Here is a 22,032-nt window from a genome sequence, read left to right as displayed (position 1 = left end):
GATTCCGGCGGCGTACCCGCCGCTCGGGCCGATCCGCTCGACCGGGCAATCTCCCGTGACCAACATCCACGCGGGCACCCCTTCGCATGCGCGCCGAGGCGCTGCAACATCCCGCGTTTCTCCCTGTATACAAAGGGCGGCGGCGGGAAGCCGCCGATGAGGCGGGTGGACGCATGAGAGAGCTGATCCGGAGCAACGACATCGTCCTCATGGGCTTTGCCGAGTCGCTGCTGCAGGGGGCGGATATCCCGGTCCTGATCGCCGACACACATATGAGCCTGCTCGAAGGCTCGATCGGCGCGTTCGCCCGCCGTCTGCTCGTGCCCGACGATCATGCGTCCGAAGCGCGACGTCTGCTGGAGGACGCCGGTCTGGCGCACGAACTGCGCGATGCGTGATGTGAGCATCGAGGAAGCGGTCCCCGAGGCCGTGACCGCCGATCTGTGGCTCGGCGGCCGTCTTCGCCTGTATCAGCCGCCGCGCGGGGACCATCGCGCCGGTACCGACGCCGTGCTCCTGAGCCGAATCGTGCGACCGCCACCGGGGGCGGTCGTCATCGATGTCGGCGCGGCCACCGGGGCGGTGGGGCTGGCGGTGGCCACCTACGAGGCGGCGGCGAAGGTCATCCTGGTGGAGCGTGACCTGGACCTCGTCGCCCTCGCGGCGAGGAACATCGACGGGAACGGCCTCGATGGCCGGGTCGGGGTGACCGCCGCCGACATTCTCTCGGTCGAGAGCCGGAGGGCAGCCGGCTTATCGTCGAACGTGGCGGATCTGGTCCTGACCAACCCGCCCTTTTTCGAATCGCGGCGCCACAGGCCATCGCCGATCCCGGGAAGGGCCTCGGCCCATACGTTTTCCGGCGGTGATCTCGAAGCCTGGATCAAAGCCTGTCTCGACCTCCTCAAGCCGGGCGGGACGCTCGGCCTCGTGCATCGCGCCGATGCCCTGCCGGATTGCCTCGCCGCCCTGCAGAGGCGCTTCGGAGGGATCGTCGCGAGGCCGGTCCAGGCTCGAATCGAGCGCCCCGCGATCCGGGTGTTGGTGACGGGCATCAAGGGAAGCCGTGCGCCGTTCACTCTGGCGCCTCCCCTCATCCTGCAGGAAGCCGATGGCGCGATGACGCCGGAGGCGAATGCACTTCACCGCGGGCTGCCCTGGCCACCCTGATGATCTTCGCGGCGAGGACGGGCCTCCTCACCGCGAACCGATTTGTTTCAGAGCAGCTGCTCAGTAGAACCGGCGCCAGTGATGATGGCGGCGGTGCCAGTGATGGCGATGCCAGTGATGACGCCGGTGCCAATAAGGCCGGCGCCATCCATAGGCCGGACGATGGTAGCCATAGATCGGGCGGTAGTAGCGCGGCCGCCAGTAGTGCCGGCGGTAGCCGTAATGCGGACGGTGCCAGTAATGGCGCCGGTGCCAGTGATGCCGGCGGTGCCGACGCCAATGCGCCTTCTCCACGAGTTCCGTTCCGGCGGTTCCCGCGACGGCAGCGATGGGTAGCGGCGCCGCGCGTGCCTGGGACAGGGACCCGTAGGCCCCTCCCAGCACCCCGACCAGAACGATCATCCACGTCACGATACGCATGATGGTCAGTCTCCCTGTTTCAGCGGTCCGCATCTCGGTGGCCGTCGGCCGTCGGCCTGCGGCCGAGTGCTGCGATACCGGACGAGTGAAACAGCGAAGCCTGTAAAATGGTTCGATCGTCTCCATTTCGTGGTGTCTGGACCGGAAGCGAGGGCCGTCCCACGCTTCCATGCCGACGACCTCCCCGTTCAACCGAGACGAGACCGATGCCTCTGGCCCTACCGCGCTTCCTTCACCCGCTCGTCCCGAAGGCGTGGCGTGGCCGCAAGCCCATGGTTGCGGTCATCCGCCTCAGCGGTGTCATCGGCGCTGCGTCACCCCTGCGGTCCGGCCTCTCCATGGCGACGGTGGCGTCCAGCCTGGAAAGCGGCTTCGGAATGGCGGGCGTGTCCGCAGTGGCCCTCGTCATCAACTCGCCCGGCGGCTCGCCGGCGCAATCCCACCTCATCCACCGGCGCATCCGCGCGCTCGCCGTGGAGAAGAAGCTGCCCGTCTATGCCTTCGTCGAGGATGTGGCCGCCTCCGGCGGGTACATGATCGCTTGCGCGGCGGATGAGATCATCGCCGATCCGACGTCGCTGATCGGATCGATCGGGGTGGTCTCGGCCGGTTTCGGCTTCGACAAGCTCATCGAACGGATCGGCATCGAGCGTCGCGTCCATACCCAGGGCGAGGCCAAAGCCATGCTCGATCCGTTCCGCCCTGAGAATCCCGAGGACATCGTGCGCCTCAAGGCGATCCAGGCCGACGTGCAGGATCTCTTCACCTCGCTCGTCAGCGAGCGCAGGCCCGCCGTGAGGGCAGGTGGCGAGAACCTTTTCACCGGTGCCGTCTGGACGGGGCGCCAGGCATTGCCCCTGGGGCTGATCGATTCGTTGGGAGACGTGCGAACCACGCTCAGGGCCAGATTCGGAGACGATGTCATTCTGAAGCTGGTCGCCGAGAAGCAGGGGTCGTTCATTGGCCGGCTGCTGCGCCGGGCCGTGCCGGGCTCGACCATCACCGGACTCACCGGCAAGGGTCTTGCCGCCGACGCCCTTGCCGTGATCGAGGAGCGCGCCGCCTGGGCACGCTACGGGCTGTGAGAATTCAGCGGAGCGCGACCGTGCAGGCCGAAGACGGTGCACCGTAGCCCGAATAGACCACCCGGACCTTGCGGGTGCAGGTCTCGGTCGTAGCGGGGGCCGGCACGGAGGATACCTCGATCGCCGTCACGGGCGCCGGCATGGCGACGATGTCGGCCTTGTCGGTGGTCGCCAGGGCGTTCGAGGCTCCGACGACGAAGGGCGTAGCGGCCAAAGATGCTGCGAAGAGTGCGGCGAATACAGTGATCGACTTGCGCATGGTCCGACTTCCGCAATGCTCGCCGCTCTTTGCGAGCCGGCTGATCCCTTGATTTGTGCTAAGAACCAGCGACAAGCGGGACAGTTCCGGCGATAAACCCGATCGTGGCGAAAATGTGTGCCGCTGCGCACCCGCATTCGCGGAACGGCTCGGCTTGACTCCGCAAGCCCGCCTCTTAAACGCTGCCGCCCTTTCCCGCTGACCGGAAGCTTCCCCATGTCGAGCGCACAAGCCCTGCCGAGCGCCGTCGATCTCGCACCCAGGACCTCGTTCCAGGGTCTGATCCTGACGCTGCAGAATTTCTGGGCCGCGCAGGGCTGCGTGATCCTCCAGCCCTACGACATGGAAGTGGGGGCCGGCACGTTCCATCCCGCCACCACCCTGCGGGCGCTCGGCCCCAAGCCCTGGAAGGCGGCCTATGTCCAGCCCTCGCGACGCCCGAAGGACGGCCGCTACGGCGAGAACCCCAATCGGCTGCAGCACTATTACCAGTTCCAGGTGATCCTGAAGCCGAACCCGCCGAACCTGCAGGAACTCTACCTCGCTTCCCTCGACGCCATCGGCGTCGACCTCAAGCTCCACGACATCCGCTTCGTCGAGGACGATTGGGAGAGCCCGACCTTGGGGGCCTGGGGGCTCGGCTGGGAATGCTGGTGTGACGGCATGGAGGTGAGCCAGTTCACCTATTTCCAGCAGGTCGCCGGGATCGAGTGCGCGCCGGTCGCCGGCGAACTCACCTACGGTCTCGAGCGACTCGCCATGTACGTCCAGGGCGTCGAGAACGTCTACGACCTGAACTTCAACGGCGGCACGGGCGACGACAAGGTCACCTATGGCGACGTCTTCCTCCAGGCCGAGCAGGAATATTCGCGCCACAATTTCGAGGCGGCGGACACCGCGATGCTGTTCCGCCAGTTCACAGACGCGGAGAAGGCCTGCCGCACCTATCTGGATGCGGGCGCGCCGGAGGATGACGCGGGGCGGCACAGGATGGCGCAGCCGGCCTACGACCAGTGCATCAAGGCGAGCCACGTCTTCAATTTGCTCGACGCCCGCGGCGTCATCTCGGTGACCGAGCGCCAAAGCTACATCCTGCGGGTGCGGGAACTGGCCAAGGCCTGTGGCGCGGCGTGGCTGAAGACGGCGGGTGGCGGCGTGGCGTGAAAGGATAGGTAATTTATAGTGATCGGTCATTTTCTGAAAGATACCCAATCACTTCCATACCCTAGCTGACAGATCGATGGCCGCAACAGTCGCGCCAACGACATCCTGACTATCAATTCGGACGCGACCTGAACCCATGCCTGATCTCCTCCTCGAACTGCGCTCCGAAGAGATTCCCGCCCGCATGCAGCGGCGGGCCGCTGAGGACCTGCGGAGGCTCGTCACCGACGCGCTGGTGGAGCGCGGCTTCCTCTACGAGGGCGCCAAGGCCTTCTCCACGCCGCGCCGCCTCGCCTTGCACGTGGCCGGCCTGCCGCCGCGCGGGAAGGACGTGCGCGAGGAGCGCAAGGGGCCTCGCGTCGGCGCGCCGGACGGGGCGATCCAGGGGTTCTTGAAGAGTGCGGGCCTGACGAGTCTCGATCAGGCGACCACCGTCACCGACCCCAAGAAGGGCGAGTTCTACGTGGCCGTGATCGAGCGTCCCGGCCGGGACACGATCGACGTGCTGGCCGAGATCCTGCCGGCGATCATCAAGAGCTTCCCCTGGCCGAAATCCATGCGCTGGGGCGCGGCCTCGGCGCAGCCGGGCTCCTTACGCTGGGTGCGCCCGCTGCAATCCATCGTGGCGACCTTCGGCCCCGAGACCGAGACACCCGAGATCGTGCCTTTCACCGTGGACGGGATCGCGGCCGGTACCACCACCTACGGACACCGCTTCCTGGCCCCGGACGCCATCGAAGTGCGGCGGTTCGACGATTACATCCAGGCCCTCGAGCGCGCCAAGGTCGTGCTCGACCCGGAGCGGCGCAAAGACATCATCCTGCACGATGCCCGCGACCTCGCTTTCGCGCGCGGCCTCGAACTCGTAGAGGACGAGGGTCTGCTCGACGAGGTCGCCGGCCTCGTCGAATGGCCGGTGGTGCTCCTCGGGACCTTCGATCCGAGCTTCCTCGACATCCCGGCCGAGGCGATCCGCGCCACCATCCGGGCCAACCAGAAATGCTTCGTGCTCCGCGAGTCCGGCTCCGACACCCTGGCCCCCGCTTTCATCCTGGTCTCGAACCTGGTGGCCAGCGACGGCGGCATCGCGATCACGGGCGGCAACGAGCGCGTGGTGCGCGCCCGCCTCTCGGACGCGAAATTCTTCTGGGAGACCGACAAGGCGATCCGCCTCGAAGACCGGCTGGCGAAACTCGACAGCATCGTTTTCCACGAGAAGCTCGGGACCCAGGGCGAGCGGGTGGCGCGTATCGCGGCGCTTGCGCGCGGCATAGCACCGATCATCGGCGCTGATGTACAACTCGCCAGTCGCGGCGCTCAGCTCGCGAAAGCCGATCTCGTTAGCGAGATGGTCGGCGAGTTCCCGGAACTGCAGGGGCTCATAGGCCGCAAATATGCGACGTTGCAGGGCGAGCATCCCAGTGTCTGTGCGGCGTTGGAAGAGCACTACAAACCTGTGGGTCCGTCGGACCGCGTGCCCACCGATCCTGTTTCCGTCGCCGTCGCTTTGGCCGATAAGTTCGATACTCTTGCCGGCTTCTGGTCAATCGATGAGAAGCCCACCGGGAGCAAAGACCCCTATGCACTTCGACGGGCGGCCCTCGGCGTGGTCCGGCTCATTTTGGAGAATGGCCTGCGCCTGAAGCTCCGCGAGAACGTGCTGAAGGACGCTTTCTATGTTCAGAAGAAACGCCACGTCGCCGTCATATCCGTCTCCGGGGATGACGACCGCGATATGGCCGCGCTGGACGCCCACGGGAACCTCGAAGATCCTCTTCCGGCCGATCTCCTCGTTTTCTTCGCAGACCGCCTCAAAGTCTACCTGCGCGACCAGGGCGCCCGCCACGACCTGATCGACGCCGTCTTCGCCCTGTCCGGACAGGACGACCTCCTCATGGTCGTCCGCCGCGTCGAGGCGCTTGGCCAGTTCCTCGAGACGGACGACGGCAAGAATCTACTCGCCGGCTACAAGCGCGCGGCCAACATCCTCCGGATCGAGGAGAAGAAGGACGGGCGCGTCTACGAGGCCGAGCCCGACCGCGCCGCCATCGCGGCTTCCGGCGAGCCGGAGGAACAGGCCCTGTCCGAGGCGCTGGTGGCCGCGCGTGACGCAGCCTCGGCGGCCGTGGCGGCGGAGGATTTTTCGGGGGCCATGCGCGCGCTCTCGATCCTGCGCGCGCCGGTGGATGCCTTCTTCGAGAAGGTCATCGTCAACGCGGACGATCCGGCCCTGCGCGAGAACCGCCTCGCTCTGCTCAATGCCCTGCGGGCGGCCACCCGCGAGGTCGCCGATTTCTCGAAGATCGAGGGATAGCCCGTCGCGAGACGCAAGCGGGAGAATTCGGCAATTCAGGATCGAAGACGGGAACGGTCTAGCTCGCCCCGTCGTTGGGGCGCATGGTTTCGAAGGAGATGTCCATGCGTCAATCGATCCTCACTACCGCCGCGTTGCTGACCCTCTTCGGCGCCTCCGCGGTCCAGGCCCAGACCACCATCATCGAGCGTGAGGTGCCCGAGCGCGTCATCGTCGAGCGGCCGGAATCCGAGACCCGCACCGTCGAGACCCGTGAGACCCGAGACGGCTGTCGGGTCAAATCGGTGACCCGCGAGAACGAAGAGGGTGACCGCAAGACGGTGACCCGCGAATCCTGCGACTGAGCCGCCACGAAACCGTTCGCTGTCCCGGATAGGACAACGAACCCCGTCCGTCGTTCCGGGTCCTGCCATGCGGCCCGGGATGACGGTATGGGGAGGCATGAGGTCGATGCCCGCGACGGCTAACTACAAGGCCTTCTCGTAGCGCCACGCTTCCATGCCGTCCTCGTAATAGTCTTCGAGGATGGCGAACCGGGCGTAGCCATGGCGCTCATAGAGGCGAATACCGGCGCCATTATCGGCCCTCACCTCCAGCCGCAACATCGTGCAGCCATGCGCTTTTGCATCGGCCTCCGCTGCGTCCAGCATGATGCCGCCGAGCCCCTGGCCGGCGCGTCCGGGGGACACCGCGATGGAGGAGAGCCGGCAGCTGCGGCTTCCCTTGCGGCGCTCCAGCGTGGCCGCCGCCACCAAGATCGATCGGTCTTCGGCGTCAAGCGCCGCCAGCAACGACATCGACGGAGAGCCGATGGCATGGCGGATCGCCCGCCGTTCCGCCCGGTCTCCGGAAAACGCCGCGTGTTCCAGCGCGACCAGGGCATCGAGATCGCCCAACGTCGCCGGGCGGATGGTGACCGGAGCGACCGTCTGCCGTTTATGGGCTTGGACGCTCACGCTGCGGTCCAGGGATAGACCCAGGTTTCCGACAACGCTCGACCGCCGGCGCGCAGGAAGGCGCGGAGATCGGTTGACTGATCCGCCGCGTCGAGGGTGATGTCGATCGCTGCCCGCAACCCGCCAATATGAGGATTCGGGGTGATCGAAGTGGCGGTGATCCGTCCCCGCGAGGCATTGGCCACCACCTCCACCTTGCTTGGGTCGGGGAGATAATAAGGCAGTTCGCCTCCGGCGAAATCGATGAGGAAGCGGCGGCTCAGCGTCCCTTTCGCCTCCTCCCCCTTGGCAGCACCGCTGGCGCTGGTGGCGGCCAAAAAGGTATTCGCCACATACCCGCCCGTATGCAGCCTGCTGTTCGAACTCCTGGCGCGCACGCGGTACGACATGCGGACCGGTTCGCCAGCCGGATAAGGCTGCTTCGGACGCCAATAGGCGACGATGTTATCGTTCACCTCGGTGTCGGTCGGGAGTTCCATCAGGGTCACGGCGCCCTCGCCCCAGCCGCCTTCGGGTTCGACGAAGTAGCTCGGCCTCCGTCCATAGGAAGCCTCGAGATCCTGGTAGGATTCGAAGGCGCGGTCCCGCTGCATCAGTCCGAACCCCTTCGGATCGCGATCGACGAAGGACGAGATGCGTCGCGCCTTCGGATTGTCCAGGGGACGCCAGAGCCATTCGCCCGATCCGGCCGCGATCTGAAGACCATCGGAATCGTGGAGTTCGGGCCGGTAATCGTCGGAGTGGTGCCGGTCGTTCTCGCCGATGAAGAACATCGAGGTGAGCGGTGCGACGCCCACCGATGGGAGCGCAACCCTTGGGATCAGCGTCGAGCGAACGGCGACGCTGGTCTCGTCGCCGGGCTTGACGGTGAAGGCGAAGGCCCCGGTCACCGAGGGGCTATCGAGGAGGGCATGGACCAGCAGGGCGTCGGCGTTGGTCTCCGGCATCGTCACCCAGAATTCGCGGAAGACCGGGAATTCCTCCGGGGCGCCCTCCCCCTCCACATTGAGGGCGAGGCCCCGCGCCGAGAGGCCGTAGAGCTGATCGCGCCCGAGGAAGCGGTAATAGCTGGCGCCGAGAAACACGATGAGTTCGTCGAGCAGGTTCGGCTTGTTGAGGTAGCTGTGGAAGCGGAGGCCGGCAAAGCCGAGATCGACGGGCAGAGGCTTGTCGAGCTTCGTCCGACCCATGTCGAACAGGCTCGACTGATAGGCGATAGGAGTCGCGATGCCACGCCGCACGAGGTTCACGGTGACGGGGCGCGTGTAGAGAAAGCCGACATGGAAAAGCTGCAGCCGGAATGGGCTGTTCTCTCCCCCGAGAAAGGCCTTGTCGGGCTTGAAACGGATGTCACGCCAGGCGTCGTAATCGAGCTTTGCGATGGGAGCCGGAAGGGGCGGTACGCGGGCATCGTAGGCGACCTTGGCGAGTTCCTCGGCGCGCCGTTCCACCTCCTCGAAATCGAAGGGTTTGGGTGCGCGTCCCTCCTGCGCCGTCGACGCGGTGCCGGCGACGGACAGGGCGGCGATCCCGGTGAGAAGCGCGCGGCGGGTGGGCTCGGTCATGATCCTGCGGCTCTGGTCGGTGGTGAGAGACGATCGGGCTTCCCCGCACGGTCCCATCCAGCCGCCTCATCCTGAGGTGCCCGCCTCGGCGGGCCTCGAAGGAACCCTCCAGAGGCCGCCATGCGTGCTGGAGCCCTCCTTCGAGGCCTCCGCAGCACTCCGGGACCTCAGGATGAGGAAGTGGATTGGAATGGTTCGATCAGCATGAAAACCGCTTGCTCAATGACCCGTTCGCGGCGCCTTGAAAAGAGCTCGCGCGATGGAGTGAGCCTTCGCGGCCACAATGCCGGGGAACGGCGGTGTTTTTGCGGGCTCGGGACCGTTTTTCCTTGTTGCGGAGTCGCATGAGACGTATATGCGCCTTGCCCAATTTCGCACGTGCCTGTGGCCGCGTGTCGGTTGGTGGGCATCCGGCCAACTGCCGGACAGCCGCCAGGGGTCTTAAAGGATCGATGGTCGACAGGGTGGATTCCCTCCGGCCGGCATCCAGGTGGCAACACCGGACCCCGACAACAACCGGCAGCCGGAGGCGAAACCGGCGAACCCCGCTCTCCACGGGGGACGCAGCTTAAAGCAACGACGAACGGGCTTTTTTGGTCTCGTCGGCCCTCCAAAGGCCGGCACCGAAGAGGCTTGTTTCTCTTTGCCCGGCGTGCGGTGGGGATCTCCCTTCCAATCCACGGCAGCTTCCGGGTGCTGATGCGCCCGCGGTCGACGACGTGTCTCCAAAGCACGCCGCCCATCGCGTTGCATCGCCCCCCGACGCCGGACGGCTGATTGCCGTCCCGATTTCGACAGCGCGCCCCACGAACGGGCGCTCGCGAACCTGTGGGTTGGAACGACCATGACCGATCGTATCCGCGATTTTCTGCGCGCTCGCCGTGACATGGGCCAGGACGAAGGCCCGGTGATGGTGCTCGACCTCGATGTCGTGCGCGACAACTTCACGGCCTTCGCCCGCGCGCTGCCCGATACCCGCGTCTTCTACGCGGTGAAGGCGAACCCGGCTCCGGAAGTGCTGCGTCTGCTCGCCGAGATGGGCTCCTGCTTCGACACGGCCTCCGTGGTCGAGGTGGAGATGGCGCTTGCCTCCGGCGCCACGGCCGACCGGATTTCCTTCGGCAACACCATCAAGAAGGAGCGCTGCATCGGTCGCGCGCTCAAACTCGGCGTGCGCCTGTTCGCCGTCGATTGCGAGGCCGAGGTCGAGAAGATTTCCCGCGCCGCCGATGCGGCCGGTATCGAAGCCGGCGAGGTCCAGGTGTTCTGCCGCATCCTCTGCGACGGTGCAGGCGCCGAATGGCCCCTGTCGCGTAAGTTCGGCTGCGTGCCGGAGATGGCCGTCGACGTGCTCGAGCATGCCTGCCGCCAGGGACTGCACGCCTATGGCGTGTCGTTCCATGTGGGCTCGCAGCAGGGCAACATCGAAGCCTGGGACGGGGCGCTCGCCTCCGCCTCCACGATCTTCCGCGAATGCGCCGATCGCGGCATCGCCTTGTCCATGGTCAATCTCGGCGGCGGCTTTCCCACCAAGTATCTCAAGGCCGTGCCGGGGGTCGAATCCTACGGAGACGCGATCTTCCGCGCGCTCACCAAGCATTTCGGCAACCAGCTGCCCGAAACCATCATCGAGCCCGGTCGCGGCATGGTCGGCAATGCCGGCATGATCGAGGCCGAGGTGATCCTGGTCTCGAAGAAGTCCGATGCCGAGGACGAGATCCGCTGGGTCTATCTCGACATCGGCAAGTTCGGCGGGCTCGCCGAGACCATGGACGAGTCGATCCGCTACGCGATCCGCACCGAGCACGACGAGGATCGCATGTCTCCCTGCGTGCTCGCCGGGCCGACCTGCGATTCCGCGGATGTGCTCTACGAGAAGGTGCCCTACCCGCTCCCCGTCTCGCTTTCCATCGGCGACAAGGTGCTGATCGAAGGAGCCGGGGCCTACACCACCACCTATGCGGCGGTGGCGTTCAATGGGTTCCCGCCCCTTCAGCAATACGTCATCTGACCGCGATATCATCGTCGGCCGAACGGCTCCATGGTCGTTCGGTAGCGGACGCGGACGGTTCCGTCGCCCATCTCCGGCGCAGAACCGCCCGCCGTCACGTCAGTTGGGTTACCCGGCAGGACCTGGGAAAGGGCACGGCCTTGATCGAAATTCGCGACGAACGGCCGACCGATCTATCGGCACGGGAGCAACTGCTCGATACCTGCTTCGGCCCGGCGCGATTCCTCAAGACGTCCGAGCGTCTGCGCGAAGGACGCATGCCTGCCAACGGTCTGGCACTGACCGCGGAACTGAGCGGCCGTGTCGTCGGCACCGTTCGTTTGTGGCACGTGGAGGCAGGGCTCAAGCGGCCTGCCCTGCTGTTGGGGCCGCTCGCCGTCGATCCCTCGCTTCGGGGCCACGGCCTCGGCAGCACCCTGATGTGGGCCTCCATCGGCAGGGCGTGCGCCCTCGGTCACAGCGCCATCGTCCTCATGGGCGATGCGCCGTATTACGCCCGTTTTGGTTTTTCCGGTGATCTGATGACCGGGCTGTCCATGCCCGGCCCGTTCGAACGGGCACGGTTCCTCGGTCTCAATCTCCGCAAGGGCGCACTCGACGGGGCGAGCGGCATTCTCTCCGCTTCAGGCACCCTCGAAGAGGCTGCCTGTCCGGAGGGATTGGATGCACGACGACAGGCGGCGTGAGCGCTAGATGGCGGTGGTGGTCGTCGCCTGGTCGCAACGGCGGCGGAACGCTGCATCGTGCTGGCGGCGCACGGCGCGGATCAGGGCCGCAGCGAGGGTGATGACGCCGGGATCGCGATCGATCGGCTCTTCGGCCGGCGCGGGGGTGTTAGCGATAAACAAGGATAACATCGGAACTCCGTCATTTGGCGTTCTGGCGTTTTCCGTCCCTTCAGGTGTGTCTATGCCGTGTTTGTTGCATCGCAATATCGGTGCGGCGCCGACCGTTCGCAACGGCATCCAACGGGACGGCGACCCGCGTCTGAATCATGTGTCGACGTAACGTCATGTTAATGATCTTCCCGCTTGGGCCTCTCGTGGTCCACGAGGCGGTAGGCGACGACGTGGTTGACCGCACGCCCTCGACCGGCCACTAGCCCGTCGCCTGACCGTCATTTCCGCCGACTAAGGACGTGCCTCGCTCGTGAGTTCGAGCGGGGCCGAGAAGAAGGATTGCCCGCATGACCGAAGCCGCCACCTCCTGGCCCGTCCACGGCCGCATCAGCGGTCCCATCGTGATGATCGGCTTCGGCTCGATCGGTCGCGGGACCCTTCCGCTCATCGAGCGTCATTTCGAATACGACAAGGCGCGCTTCACCGTCGTCGAGCCCTCGGATGCGCACAAGTCCCTGGCCGATCAGCATGGCCTGCGCTTCGAGCAGGTGGCGCTGACCAAGGACAATTACCGCGAGGTTCTCACGCCCCTCCTCACCGAGGGCGGCGGGCAGGGCTTCTGCGTGAACGTGTCCGTGGACACCTATTCCCGCGCCATCATGGAATTATGCCGCGAGCTCGGCGCCTTCTACATCGACACCGTCGCCGAGCCCTGGCCGGGTTTCTACTTCGACAAGTCCAAGAGCCAGGGCGACCGCACCAACTACGCCCTGCGCCAGGATATCCTCGATGCGCGCGCCGCCAATCCCGGCGGCACCACCGCCGTCTCGTGCTGCGGCGCCAATCCCGGCATGGTCTCCTGGTTCGTCAAGCAGGGGCTTCTCAACGTCGCCTCCGATCTCGGCCTGACCACGCCCGAGCCGAAGACCCGGGACGAGTGGGCGGCGCTCATGCGCGAGGTCGGCGTCAAGGGCATCCATATCGCCGAGCGCGACACCCAGCGCGCCAAGGGCCCGAAGCCCATGGGCGTGTTCGTCAACACCTGGTCGGTGGAAGGCTTCGTCTCCGAGGGCAACCAGCCGGCCGAGCTCGGCTGGGGCACCCACGAGACCTGGCGCCCGGACAATGCCCGCGACCAGGAGAAGGGCTCGCGCTGCGCGATCTACCTACTCCAGCCCGGCGCCGACACCCGCGTTCGCTCGTGGACGCCGACCGCCCAGAGCCAGTTCGGCTTCCTCGTGACGCATAACGAGGCCGTGTCGATCTCCGATTACTACACGGTTCTGGAGGGCGAGCGCGCCGCCTACCGCCCGACCTGTCACTACGCCTACCACCCCTGCAACGACGCCGTGCTCTCGCTCCACGAGATGTTCGGCAAGGCGGCTGCGGTGCAGGAGCAGCACCACATTCTCGACGAGAACGAGATCGTCGATGGGATCGACGAACTCGGCGTGCTCCTCTACGGCCACGAGAAGAACGCCTATTGGTTCGGCTCGCAGCTCTCCATCGAGGAGACCCGCCGCATCGCGCCCTACCAGAATGCCACCGGCCTTCAGGTGACCTCGGCCGTGCTCGCGGGCATGGTCTGGGCTCTGGAGAACCCGGAAGCCGGCATCGTCGAGGCCGACGAGATGGATTTCCGCCGCTGCCTCGAAGTCCAGATGCCGTATCTCGGCCCTGTCGTCGGCGTGTACACCGACTGGACGCCGCTCACCGGCCGTCCGGGCCTGTTCCCCGAAAACATCGACGAGACCGACCCCTGGCAGTTCCGGAACGTCCTCGTTCAAAGCTGAACGGACGAACGGGGCGCGGGATCGTACTCCCCGCGCTCCGTGCCCTCTGCTTGGCGCCGAGGGTCAGGCCATGGTCGGCGAGGACCAACGCCACGTCTTTCCCCAGGCCGCGCTGTGGAGCCTCGGGATACCGTCCGAGCACGACTGCATAGCGGCTTGCTCTGCACGGATGTTGCAGGGTTCCGGCGGGATGCTACCATCCCGTATCCGATCGGGAGCCCCCGCCATGGCCGACGCCGCGCGCCGCGATACCCGCATGACCGTCGCCGAGTTCCGCCCCTGGGCCGAGCCCCGGCCCGACGAGGAACGCTGGGAACTGATCGACGGCATAGCCCTGCCGATGTCGCCGCCCTCGGCACGCCACCAGCGCATCGTTTCCAACCTGATCAGGCGCCTGGACGAACTCGCCGAACGGCGGGGCTGCAACGCGCTTCCGGGCCTCGGCGTCCTCAGCGCGGCGGTGGACGATTTCGCGCCGATTCCCGACATCGTGGTGACCTGCGGCCCGCTGGGTCCGGACGGCTATACCAGCGACCCCCTGCTCGTGGCCGAGGTCCTGTCCCCCAGCACGACGAGTCTCGATCGCGGCCGCAAGACCGATTTCTACCGCTCTGTGCCGAGCCTGCGGACCTTCCTCATCGTTTCGCAGGACGAGGTCAGAGGCGAGGCCTGGCGCCGGACCGAGGCGGGGAGCTGGACGGTGGAGGCCCTGTATCGCGACGACAGTCTCGTCCTTCCCGAACTCGGTGGCGCCGTGCCGGTCGGCGCCCTCTATACCGGACTGCCCCTCTGAGCCTCTCCTCGCCCTCGCCGCGTCAGGTCCTGCCCTTGCCCCACTTTGAAGATTTCTACGCCGACAAGCTGCGCGGCTCTCTGGGAGTCACCGATGCGGAATCCGTTCTCGACCTGCGCGGGACGAATCGTCCGACGGCCGAAGCATCCTTGAACGACATGCTGGAGCGCAGTCGCTTCGGCAAAGGCAAGACCGTGGCGATCCGCTTCGATCCCCCGCCGGAAGGAGGCGGAGAGACCCTGTTCCAGCCCGTTGGGCGGCTGTTGCTCGACGCGAAGCGCAAGGGGATCGTCGACAGGCTCCAGACCCTTCCGGCCGGAGACGGCCTCGGATTCTATGTGGCCCTCGCCGGGAAGACGACGCGTTCGAACGAGTAGGAGGAGCGGGTCTCGCGCCGGCAATGAAGTGAGGGCCATGCCGGAGCGGTCCGAGCCCGATCGGCGTTGAGAATGGTACGGCACATCCAGCCGTCTCCGAAGCACGCCATCGTGAAGGTCACCTCGTGAATCGACTGGGCCGCAATACCATCGAGCGTCTGGCGCGCATGGGGTTCGGTGCGCGAGGCATCGTCTACTGCATCGTCGGCGGCCTGGCGCTTCTCGCGGCACTAGGCCAAGGCGGTCGAGCGGGCGACAGCGAGAGTGCGATCCGCTGGGTCTTCCTCGGCCCGTTCGGGGTGATCCTCGTCGGCCTTATCGCTTTGGGTCTGTTCGGCTTCGCGACCTGGCGCCTCGTCGAATCCGTTACCGACGCCGACCGCCATGGGACTTCGGCGAAGGGGATCGTGGTTCGTCTGGCCCATTTTGGCAGTGGCATCGTCGCGGCCGGCCTCGGCATCACGGCGGCGAGCCTTGCCCTCGGCCTGGGCCGAAGCGCGGGTGGCGGCGACGGCTTGCAGGACTGGACCGCCTGGCTCTTGGCGAAGCCGTTCGGTCCCTGGCTCGTCGGCCTGATCGGCCTCGGAATCATCGGCGGCGGGATCGCCTTTCTGGTGAAGGCCTGGAAGGGCGATGTCACGGATCGACTCGCCCTTGACGAAGCCCATTGCCGATGGGTCAAGCCGCTCGGCCAGTTCGGTTATGGCGCTCGCGGGATCGCGTTCCTCATCATCGGCGGCTTCGTCATCGTCGCTGCCTGGTACCAGGCCTCCTCGGAGGTAAAGGGTCTGGCCGGCGCCTTCTCGGCCCTGCGGTCCCAACCCTACGGTTCCGTCCTTCTCGGCATCGTTGCGGCCGGCCACCTCGCCTTTGGCGTGTATGGGCTCATCCAAGCCTGGTATCGCTACATCGACGCACCCGACCTCGACGAAACCGACGATGCGGTTCTACGCGCGGCGCGCTCGTTCCAGTAGGCCGCGGCGGAGCGGATTTTTCGCCGCAGGGCCCACCCAGTCCAACACTGCACCCTCCGATCGCCACATATCGCCCTGCTCGCCTCTTCAGGGAAGGCTCGAGCTTGCTCACCCGACCTATTCGTCGGGGGAGAGCCGTGATTCTGGCGAAGTATCTGTCTCGGCACACTTCGAATGAGAATACTAAAATCTCGGTCAATCAAAGATATTTCCACTGGTTTGGCGTGTTTCTATTCGAATAATTATACATTTAATATATATAACCTCAATTTACAAATATTACATGATATAATATCAGCAAAAGAATTTTTGTGTTTGCCAAAACGAAAATTATATTAGAAAATTTGTATAATTATAATTTAAGAAAGTGTTCTTTAGGTCACATGGTCGATAGATTAGCTGATAATGATAAATATCCTGTTGTCACTGGTATGCTTCAGTCGAGTAGAAGGCCCTGTCTATTGCATTGGGCGCCGACGGATATGCGGTGCCACCAAGTCTTAGGTTGCGCTCAAGATGCCGAAGCACACGATCCGCAATGGTAGCGTCTCCCTTGCCCTGCTGACCACCATCGGCCTGGTGTCGGAGGCTATCGCACAGCAAGAAGTTCGGCTCGATGAGCTATCCGTGGAAGCGCGCAGCAGCAATCGGACTGCTCCAAGCGTCCCTGCGACTATCGTCGGACCGCCGCCGCCGGCCTATCCAGGCGGTGTCGTTGGCTCGGGCTCTCGGCTCGGCCTGCTCGGCAACCGAAACGTCTTCGATCAGCCCTTCAGTTCGACCAGCTATACCGAGAAGCTGGTCCGCGACCAGCAATCCCGCACCGTGCAGGACGTCGTCAACAACGACCCCTCGATCCGCACCAACGTGCCAGCCTTTTCTGGTATTCAGGGCTTCTTCATCCGAGGCTTCCCAATTTTTGGCCAGGATATGGCCTTCAACGGCCTGTTCGGCGTCGCCGACGCGTTCAATCCGGCCATCGAACCGATCGAGCGCGTCGAGGTGCTGCGCGGACCCTCGACCCTGCTCTCCGGCATTCCTCCCTTCGGCAATATCGGCGGAATCATTAATCTGATCCCCAAACGAGCGCTCGACGAGCCGCTCAACCGGGTCACCCTCGGCTACGGGAGCGATTCCCAGGTCTACAAGTCGGTCGATATCAGCCGACGCTTCGGTGAAGCCAAGGAATGGGGAATCCGCTTTAACGGCGTCTTCAACAACGGTAACACGCCAATCGACAATCAAAGCGTCCATCTCGGCGCTGCCGCACTCGCGCTTGATTATCGCGGCGAGCGACTGCGGGCGAGTTTCGACCTCGGCTACCAAGAGCTCGATTTTAACGCACCGTTGCGTAACCGGAACGTCGCGGCGGGCGTACGCATACCCCGCGCGCCAGACCTGACCCTCAACCAACAGCAGCCTTGGGAGTACCGTGACAGCTCCAGCCGACACCTCGCCACCAGGGTCGAGTACGACCTGACGCCGGACCTGACCTTGTATGGCGCCTATGGCCGGTCAAAATTCGGGCAGGAATATTTCGGCGGCCTGCTATCGATCTTCAATACCCGGGGTGACTACCGCGACGCAATCCAATTCATCCCGTCTCGTACCTTCGGAGAGACCGGCGAGGCGGGCTTGCGCGCGACCTTCGATACGGGTCCATTCAAGCATAATCTTGGCCTCGCCGCAGTGGGATTCTGGTACGAGAATGCCCAGCAGCCGGCGGTGAATGTGGGTCCGGCCATTGTCTCGAACCTATACGATCCGGTCTACGTCGCGCCGCGTTCGGCCTTCGGACAGTCGCGCCTGACACCACGCACCTCGACCCGCATCAACCGCAGCTTCGCGATCGCCGACACCGTATCGATTCTCGACGACCGCCTCCTCCTCACGGTCGGCGGCCGCTGGCAGAGTATCGACGTTGGCTCCTACAGCTCCGTCACCGGCCTGCGCACGGGTGTCAGCGACAGCGGTGCCTTCTCGCCGGGCTTCGGGATCGTGATGAAGCCATGGGAACGCCTCTCTCTTTACGCCAACTACGTCGAGGGTCTGACGTCGCCGGCCCCGCCGTTGAACGCAGTCAACGCTACGGACGCCTTCCCGGCCGCCGTCTCCCGTCAGATGGAAGTCGGGGCGAAGTACGATTTCGGCACAGTCGGCCTCGGCTTGGCCGCCTTCGAGATCGAGCAGCCCTTCGGCTTCCTCGACCCGCGCACACAGGTATTCTCGATCGATGGACGCCAGCGGAACAGCGGTATCGAGTTGACCGTGTTTGGCGAGCCGGTTCCAGGCGTTCGCTTGCTCGGCGGCGTCAGCCTTCTCCACGGCGAGCAGGTACGAGCGCTGGACCCGAGCAACGTCGGCCGAACAGCCGTTGGCGTGCCTGATGTTCAGCTCAACCTCTACGGCGAGTACGACCTTCCGCCGAACTTCGTCCCGGGGCTGACGCTGACGGGTCGCGTGATCTACACCGCGTCTCAGTACTACGACCTCGCCAACAGCCAGACGATACCCGATTGGGCCACTCTCGACCTTGGGCTCCGCTACGCCACTTCGTTCCAAGACCGGCCGCTCACATTCAGGGCGAACGTTGTCAACGCGACAGGCAAGAATTACTGGGCATCGACCGGCAGAGGCATCCTCAGTCAGGGTGCTCCGCGGACCATCCTGCTCTCGGCGTCGATGGATTTTTGAACGGCCGGGGAGGAGCGCTGTGCAAGCCATGACGTCGGCGGGCTGTCCGATGTGAACGCACTTTCGGGGAGGGCCAAACTGTCGCTGGCCACCCCTGGTGGAGCTCCAAATTCGACTGTTTCCACGCATACGGCGCTGGGAATTCGTTGGCGCATCCTTTCGACGAGCGGACTCTTCGGCTCTTACAAAGGTGCCCGAACGAATCCGATCCGCTGTCTTAATCTTACGCGCGTTCGCCTTAGACGCCGCATTTTAATGCGGGGTTCGCAGCTTCGGGTGAAGCGCATCAGCGGACCCGGCGCCACCCGTTCGGAGCCGGAACGCCCGTGCATCTCATACCCTCGACGATCCCATGCGTTGACAGAGAGGCATCCCGTCGCCGATACCGCGCCCGGCCCGGAGCCCATGAAGCAGCGCATCTACAAGTCGGCGGTGATGGTGGTCCACGATTGCGTGGCGACCGTCCTGGCCGTGACCCTCACCTTCGTCTTTCGGTTCAACGGTGAGTTGCTCTCCGAACGCTTGCACGCGCTCCCGATTCTTCTGCCGCCTTTCGTCGGCTTCGCCGCGCTGGTCTACAGCTGGTTCAAGCTCTACCGAACCAAGTGGCGCTTCGCCTCGCTCCCCGATCTTGCCGGGATCGTACGTGCGGCGAGCGTGCTTGCCCTGACTCTTCTCGTGGTCGATTACGTGCTCGTTTCCGCGAGCATGTACGGTTTCTACTTCTTCGGAAAGATCGCCATCGCCCTGTATTGGGTGCTGCAGATCTTCCTGTTGGGCGGCACCCGGCTCGCCTTCCGCTACCTGAAATATTCCCGCTCGCGGCAGAGCCAGGCTCGCGGCGCCACGACCCCGACGCTGCTGCTGGGACGCGGCAGGGATATCGAGCTTCTCCTTCGGGCCATCGAAGCGGGCTCGGTGCGACACCTGTCCCCCAAGGGCATCCTGTCGCCGCGCAGCAACGAGACCGGACAGATCATGCGCGGCATCCCCGTGCTGGGTGGATTTTCGGACCTCGAACGCGTCGTCGCGAACCTCGCCGCCGAGGGATCTCCCGTGCGCCGCCTCGTCGCCGTGCCCAACGCCCTGACGCCCGAGGCCGGCCCCGACGACCTGATCGCCCGCGCCCGGCGCCTCGGCGTCCCGCTCTCTCGGGTCACGAGTCTCGGCGAGGGGATGCGCGATGCCGAACTGGCGCCCCTGGAGATCGAGGACCTGCTCCTTCGGCCCACCGTTTCCATCGACCGGCCGCGCCTGGAGCGATTCCTCAAGGGAACGCGCGTCATCGTCACCGGCGGTGGCGGCTCGATCGGTTCGGAGATCGTCGCCCGGGCCGTCGCCTTCGGCGCGGCTTCGGTCCTAGTCGTGGAAAATTCCGAGCCGGCCCTCCACGGCATCCTGAGCCAGCCAGCCATCGCGGCGGCAGATGTGACCGGCGCTCTGTGCGACATCCGCGACCGGGAGCGTCTGCACGGCGTCTTCGCCGACTTCCGGCCGGATTACGTGTTCCACGCCGCTGCCCTGAAGCAGGTGCCGTATCTGGAGCGGGACTGGCCCGAGGGCATCAAGACCAACGTCCTCGGTTCCATCAACGTGGCGGATGCGACGGTCGCCGCCCGCGCCCGCGCCATGGTGATGATCTCCACCGACAAGGCCATCGAGCCGGTCTCCCAACTCGGCGTTACCAAGCGTCTGGCGGAGATGGTGGCTCAGGCTCTCGATGCCGAGCAGGCTGTCGCGCCGCAGGAAAAGCCGACCCGGCTGATCGCGGTGCGGTTCGGCAACGTGCTGGGCTCCGTTGGGTCGGTGGTCCCGGTGTTCAAGGCGCAGATCGCGCGGGGCGGCCCGGTCACCGTCACCGATGCGGAGATGGTGCGCTATTTCATGACCGTGCGCGAGGCCGCCGACCTCGTTCTCACCGCCGCCTCCCACGGCGACCGCGAGGGACGCTGCTTCTCCCTGACCACCCCCGAATCCGACCAGCGTGCGGCGGTCTACGTGCTGAAGATGGGCCAGCCCGTGCGCATTCTCGATCTCGCCGAGCGCATGATCCGGCTCGCCGGATTCGAGCCCGGCGAGGATATCGAGGTGGTCTTCACCGGATCGCGGCCGGGAGAGCGCCTGAACGAGATCCTGTTCGCCCGCGAGGAGCCGCGTGTCGCCCTCGACGGGATCGACGGCGTCATGGCAGCCAAGCCCGTCTTCGCCGACAGGTCCGTGTTGGAAAGCTGGATCGCGGCGTTGAAGCGGGCGGTGGAGACCCATGACAGGGCCGCCGCCGACCTGGTGTTCGAGACCGCCATTCCGGATTATCGCAACCGGCCGAAATGCGTCCCCGAGCCGAAGCCGGCCCCGGTGACCGTGCCGGCTTAAGCTGCCGTATCGCCGCGGGACAGGGCGGCGAGCCCTTCGGAGGAGGTCTGAGCGGGCGTCCACCCCAGCGCCGACAGCCCGTCGGAACATGCTACGAGATCCCCCGACAGGCGCTCGAAGACCTCTCCCCGACCCGTCACCCGGCAGGCCAGGCCGAGCAGGCTCGGCGGACAGGGAACGAGACCGGCGCGCCGGCCCAGGCCCGCCCTCAACGCAGCGATCATCTCGGGCAATCTGAGCGCGTCGGGTTCGGCCGCCACCAGGGAACGGCCGAGCGGCCCTCGGTGACGCAAGACCGTGACGATGGCGGCCGACAGGTTTTCCACCGAGATCAGCGACCGGCGCCCCGTCAGACTCGCGAACGGCAGGGGATAGGGCGTGCGTGCGAGCCGCAGGAGTGCTGCCATGTTGCCCTTCACCCCCGCGCCGTAGACGAGGACCGGACGCAGGGCGACCCAGTCGATCCCGATCTCGGCCAGGGCTGCCTCGGCGGCGAGTTTCGAGCGGCCATAGGCATCCGTGGGATTTGGCCGATCGTTTTCAGTGATGGCTCCCGCCGCGCTGATTCCCGTCTGTGCCCTGATCGAGGAGAGAAACACGAAGCGCCCGACCCGCGCCTTGGCTGCGGCTTCGGCGAGACGTCGCGTCGCCTCGATGTTCGAAGAGCGATAATCGTCCTCCGGCGTGCCGGACATGGCATGGGCGAGGCCAGCGGAATGAACGATGGCGTCGACGCCGGACAACGCCGCCGCCATGTTCATGGGACGGCTCAAATCGCCCACCACGGCCCCGCTGGCGCCGGGGGGCAGCTCGACCGGGCGGCGCAGAAGCACCCGGACCCGGTAGCCCTGATCGGATAGGGAGCGCAGCAGGTGGCGGCCGATGAAGCCGGTGGCACCGGTGAGCGCGATGACGTTTCCGCTCAAGGGGCTTTTCCTCTTTGCATCGTCGAGAACTGCCGCAGCACCAGGGCGACGAGGGCCGTGCCCGCGCTCATTGCAATGAGCGTGACGAGCGGGGACGGCCAAAGCAAGGTCGCCCCCGCAAGGATCGCCAGGGCGACGTCGAGCAGGAAGACCCGGGTGACGACCTCCATCACCGAGAAGCCGTTCGTGGTGGCGCGCTGGTAGAAATGGCTGCGATGCGCCTGCCAGACTGGCTCGCCCTTGGTGGCACGGCGCAGCAGCGTCAGCGTGGCATCGGCCAGGTAGTAGAGCGGAAGCAGGATGGCGGCCGCCAGCCCGC

20 protein-coding genes and 1 pseudogene are annotated in these 22,032 nt (G+C 65.6%); 14 read left to right on the top strand and 7 right to left on the bottom strand.

The annotated features are described in order from the left end of the window. Positions 1–173 precede the first annotated feature (173 nt). On the top strand, positions 174–398 hold the full coding sequence (locus tag MBTS_RS02355) for a putative signal transducing protein (protein ID WP_147829262.1): 225 nt from the start codon (positions 174–176) through the stop codon (positions 396–398). Then, entirely contained in the window at positions 391–1,170 is a 780-nt protein-coding gene (locus MBTS_RS02350) for a tRNA1(Val) (adenine(37)-N6)-methyltransferase (RefSeq protein ID WP_192215007.1), read from the top strand. Before MBTS_RS02355 ends, MBTS_RS02350 begins: the two co-directional genes overlap by 8 nt. A gap of 60 nt (positions 1,171–1,230) precedes the next feature. Here the strand turns inward: MBTS_RS02350 and MBTS_RS02345 are convergent, their stop codons facing one another. Then, a complete protein-coding gene (locus MBTS_RS02345; RefSeq protein ID WP_192215006.1) occupies positions 1,231–1,590 on the bottom strand; it encodes a hypothetical protein in 360 nt (119 codons plus the stop codon). Positions 1,591–1,796: 206 nt separating this feature from the next. On the opposite strand from MBTS_RS02345, the gene MBTS_RS02340 reads away from it, so the two are divergent. After that, the gene (locus tag MBTS_RS02340) at positions 1,797–2,675 is read left to right on the top strand and encodes a S49 family peptidase (protein WP_192215005.1); all 879 of its coding nucleotides are present in this window, start codon (positions 1,797–1,799) and stop codon (positions 2,673–2,675) included. 4 nt (positions 2,676–2,679) lie between these two features. On the opposite strand, the gene MBTS_RS02335 is transcribed toward MBTS_RS02340, so the two are convergent. Further along, positions 2,680–2,934 (bottom strand): hypothetical protein, encoded by a 255-nt coding sequence (locus MBTS_RS02335; protein ID WP_192215004.1) that lies wholly within the window; start codon positions 2,932–2,934, stop codon positions 2,680–2,682. Positions 2,935–3,150: 216 nt separating this feature from the next. Here MBTS_RS02335 and MBTS_RS02330 point away from each other — a divergent pair, with 216 nt between their 5' ends. From MBTS_RS02330 to MBTS_RS02320, 3 genes are all read left to right on the top strand, one after another. After that, complete coding sequence (locus tag MBTS_RS02330) at positions 3,151–4,098, top strand: glycine--tRNA ligase subunit alpha (protein WP_018042376.1); 948 nt, start codon at positions 3,151–3,153, stop codon at positions 4,096–4,098. 136 nt (positions 4,099–4,234) lie between these two features. Continuing rightward, positions 4,235–6,412, top strand: a complete 2,178-nt coding sequence (glyS, locus tag MBTS_RS02325) for a glycine--tRNA ligase subunit beta (RefSeq protein ID WP_192215003.1) — start codon at positions 4,235–4,237, stop codon at positions 6,410–6,412. Between the two features lie 104 nt (positions 6,413–6,516). Next, positions 6,517–6,756 carry a hypothetical protein gene (locus MBTS_RS02320; RefSeq protein ID WP_026175680.1) on the top strand — a complete coding sequence of 80 codons (240 nt, stop codon included), beginning with the start codon at positions 6,517–6,519 and terminating at the stop codon, positions 6,754–6,756. A gap of 123 nt (positions 6,757–6,879) precedes the next feature. Here the strand turns inward: MBTS_RS02320 and MBTS_RS02315 are convergent, their stop codons facing one another. After that, a complete protein-coding gene (locus MBTS_RS02315; protein WP_056145957.1) occupies positions 6,880–7,368 on the bottom strand; it encodes a GNAT family N-acetyltransferase in 489 nt (162 codons plus the stop codon). Continuing rightward, positions 7,365–8,933, bottom strand: a complete 1,569-nt coding sequence (locus MBTS_RS02310) for an OpgD/OpgG family glucan biosynthesis protein (RefSeq protein ID WP_192215002.1) — start codon at positions 8,931–8,933, stop codon at positions 7,365–7,367. Before MBTS_RS02310 ends, MBTS_RS02315 begins: the two co-directional genes overlap by 4 nt. A gap of 844 nt (positions 8,934–9,777) precedes the next feature. Between MBTS_RS02310 and MBTS_RS02305 the strand changes: the two genes are divergently transcribed. Both MBTS_RS02305 and MBTS_RS02300 read left to right on the top strand, forming a co-directional pair. After that, the gene (locus tag MBTS_RS02305) at positions 9,778–10,944 is read left to right on the top strand and encodes a type III PLP-dependent enzyme (RefSeq protein WP_056145951.1); all 1,167 of its coding nucleotides are present in this window, start codon (positions 9,778–9,780) and stop codon (positions 10,942–10,944) included. Positions 10,945–11,084: 140 nt separating this feature from the next. Beyond that, positions 11,085–11,630, top strand: coding sequence for a GNAT family N-acetyltransferase (locus MBTS_RS02300; RefSeq protein ID WP_192215001.1), 546 nt, complete (start codon positions 11,085–11,087; stop codon positions 11,628–11,630). Positions 11,631–11,633: 3 nt separating this feature from the next. Here the strand turns inward: MBTS_RS02300 and MBTS_RS02295 are convergent, their stop codons facing one another. Next, complete coding sequence (locus MBTS_RS02295; protein ID WP_187273294.1) at positions 11,634–11,801, bottom strand: hypothetical protein; 168 nt, start codon at positions 11,799–11,801, stop codon at positions 11,634–11,636. A gap of 329 nt (positions 11,802–12,130) precedes the next feature. Here MBTS_RS02295 and MBTS_RS02290 point away from each other — a divergent pair, with 329 nt between their 5' ends. The 6 genes from MBTS_RS02290 to MBTS_RS02265 all read left to right on the top strand — a co-directional run bounded on the left by MBTS_RS02290 (position 12,131) and on the right by MBTS_RS02265 (position 20,787). Next, positions 12,131–13,576 (top strand): homospermidine synthase, encoded by a 1,446-nt coding sequence (locus tag MBTS_RS02290; protein ID WP_147829214.1) that lies wholly within the window; start codon positions 12,131–12,133, stop codon positions 13,574–13,576. A 226-nt stretch (positions 13,577–13,802) separates the two neighbouring features. Beyond that, positions 13,803–14,369: a Uma2 family endonuclease gene (locus MBTS_RS02285; protein WP_192215000.1), complete on the top strand. Its 567-nt coding sequence runs from the start codon at positions 13,803–13,805 to the stop codon at positions 14,367–14,369. Between the two features lie 35 nt (positions 14,370–14,404). Beyond that, positions 14,405–14,746, top strand: coding sequence for a hypothetical protein (locus tag MBTS_RS02280; protein ID WP_056158688.1), 342 nt, complete (start codon positions 14,405–14,407; stop codon positions 14,744–14,746). A gap of 125 nt (positions 14,747–14,871) precedes the next feature. Further along, positions 14,872–15,720: a DUF1206 domain-containing protein gene (locus tag MBTS_RS02275; RefSeq protein WP_373321262.1), complete on the top strand. Its 849-nt coding sequence runs from the start codon at positions 14,872–14,874 to the stop codon at positions 15,718–15,720. Positions 15,721–16,236: 516 nt separating this feature from the next. Continuing rightward, on the top strand, positions 16,237–18,414 hold the full coding sequence (locus MBTS_RS02270; RefSeq protein ID WP_210322620.1) for a TonB-dependent receptor: 2,178 nt from the start codon (positions 16,237–16,239) through the stop codon (positions 18,412–18,414). A 405-nt stretch (positions 18,415–18,819) separates the two neighbouring features. Then, positions 18,820–20,787, top strand: coding sequence for an SDR family NAD(P)-dependent oxidoreductase (locus MBTS_RS02265; RefSeq protein WP_192214999.1), 1,968 nt, complete (start codon positions 18,820–18,822; stop codon positions 20,785–20,787). On the opposite strand, the gene MBTS_RS02260 is transcribed toward MBTS_RS02265, so the two are convergent. After that, complete coding sequence (locus MBTS_RS02260; RefSeq protein ID WP_056145937.1) at positions 20,784–21,713, bottom strand: NAD-dependent epimerase/dehydratase family protein; 930 nt, start codon at positions 21,711–21,713, stop codon at positions 20,784–20,786. The genes MBTS_RS02265 and MBTS_RS02260 overlap by 4 nt on opposite strands. Further along, a pseudogene (locus MBTS_RS02255) lies at positions 21,710–22,032 on the bottom strand (glycosyl transferase); the annotation flags it as partial. The gene MBTS_RS02260 and the pseudogene MBTS_RS02255, both read right to left, overlap by 4 nt.

Origin of the sequence: Methylobacterium bullatum, from assembly GCF_014845095.1 — a bacterium.
Lineage (GTDB): Bacteria > Pseudomonadota > Alphaproteobacteria > Rhizobiales > Beijerinckiaceae > Methylobacterium > Methylobacterium bullatum.
Note: the sequence above shows the minus strand (reverse complement) of the source record. Positions and strands in the feature narration are given on the sequence as shown.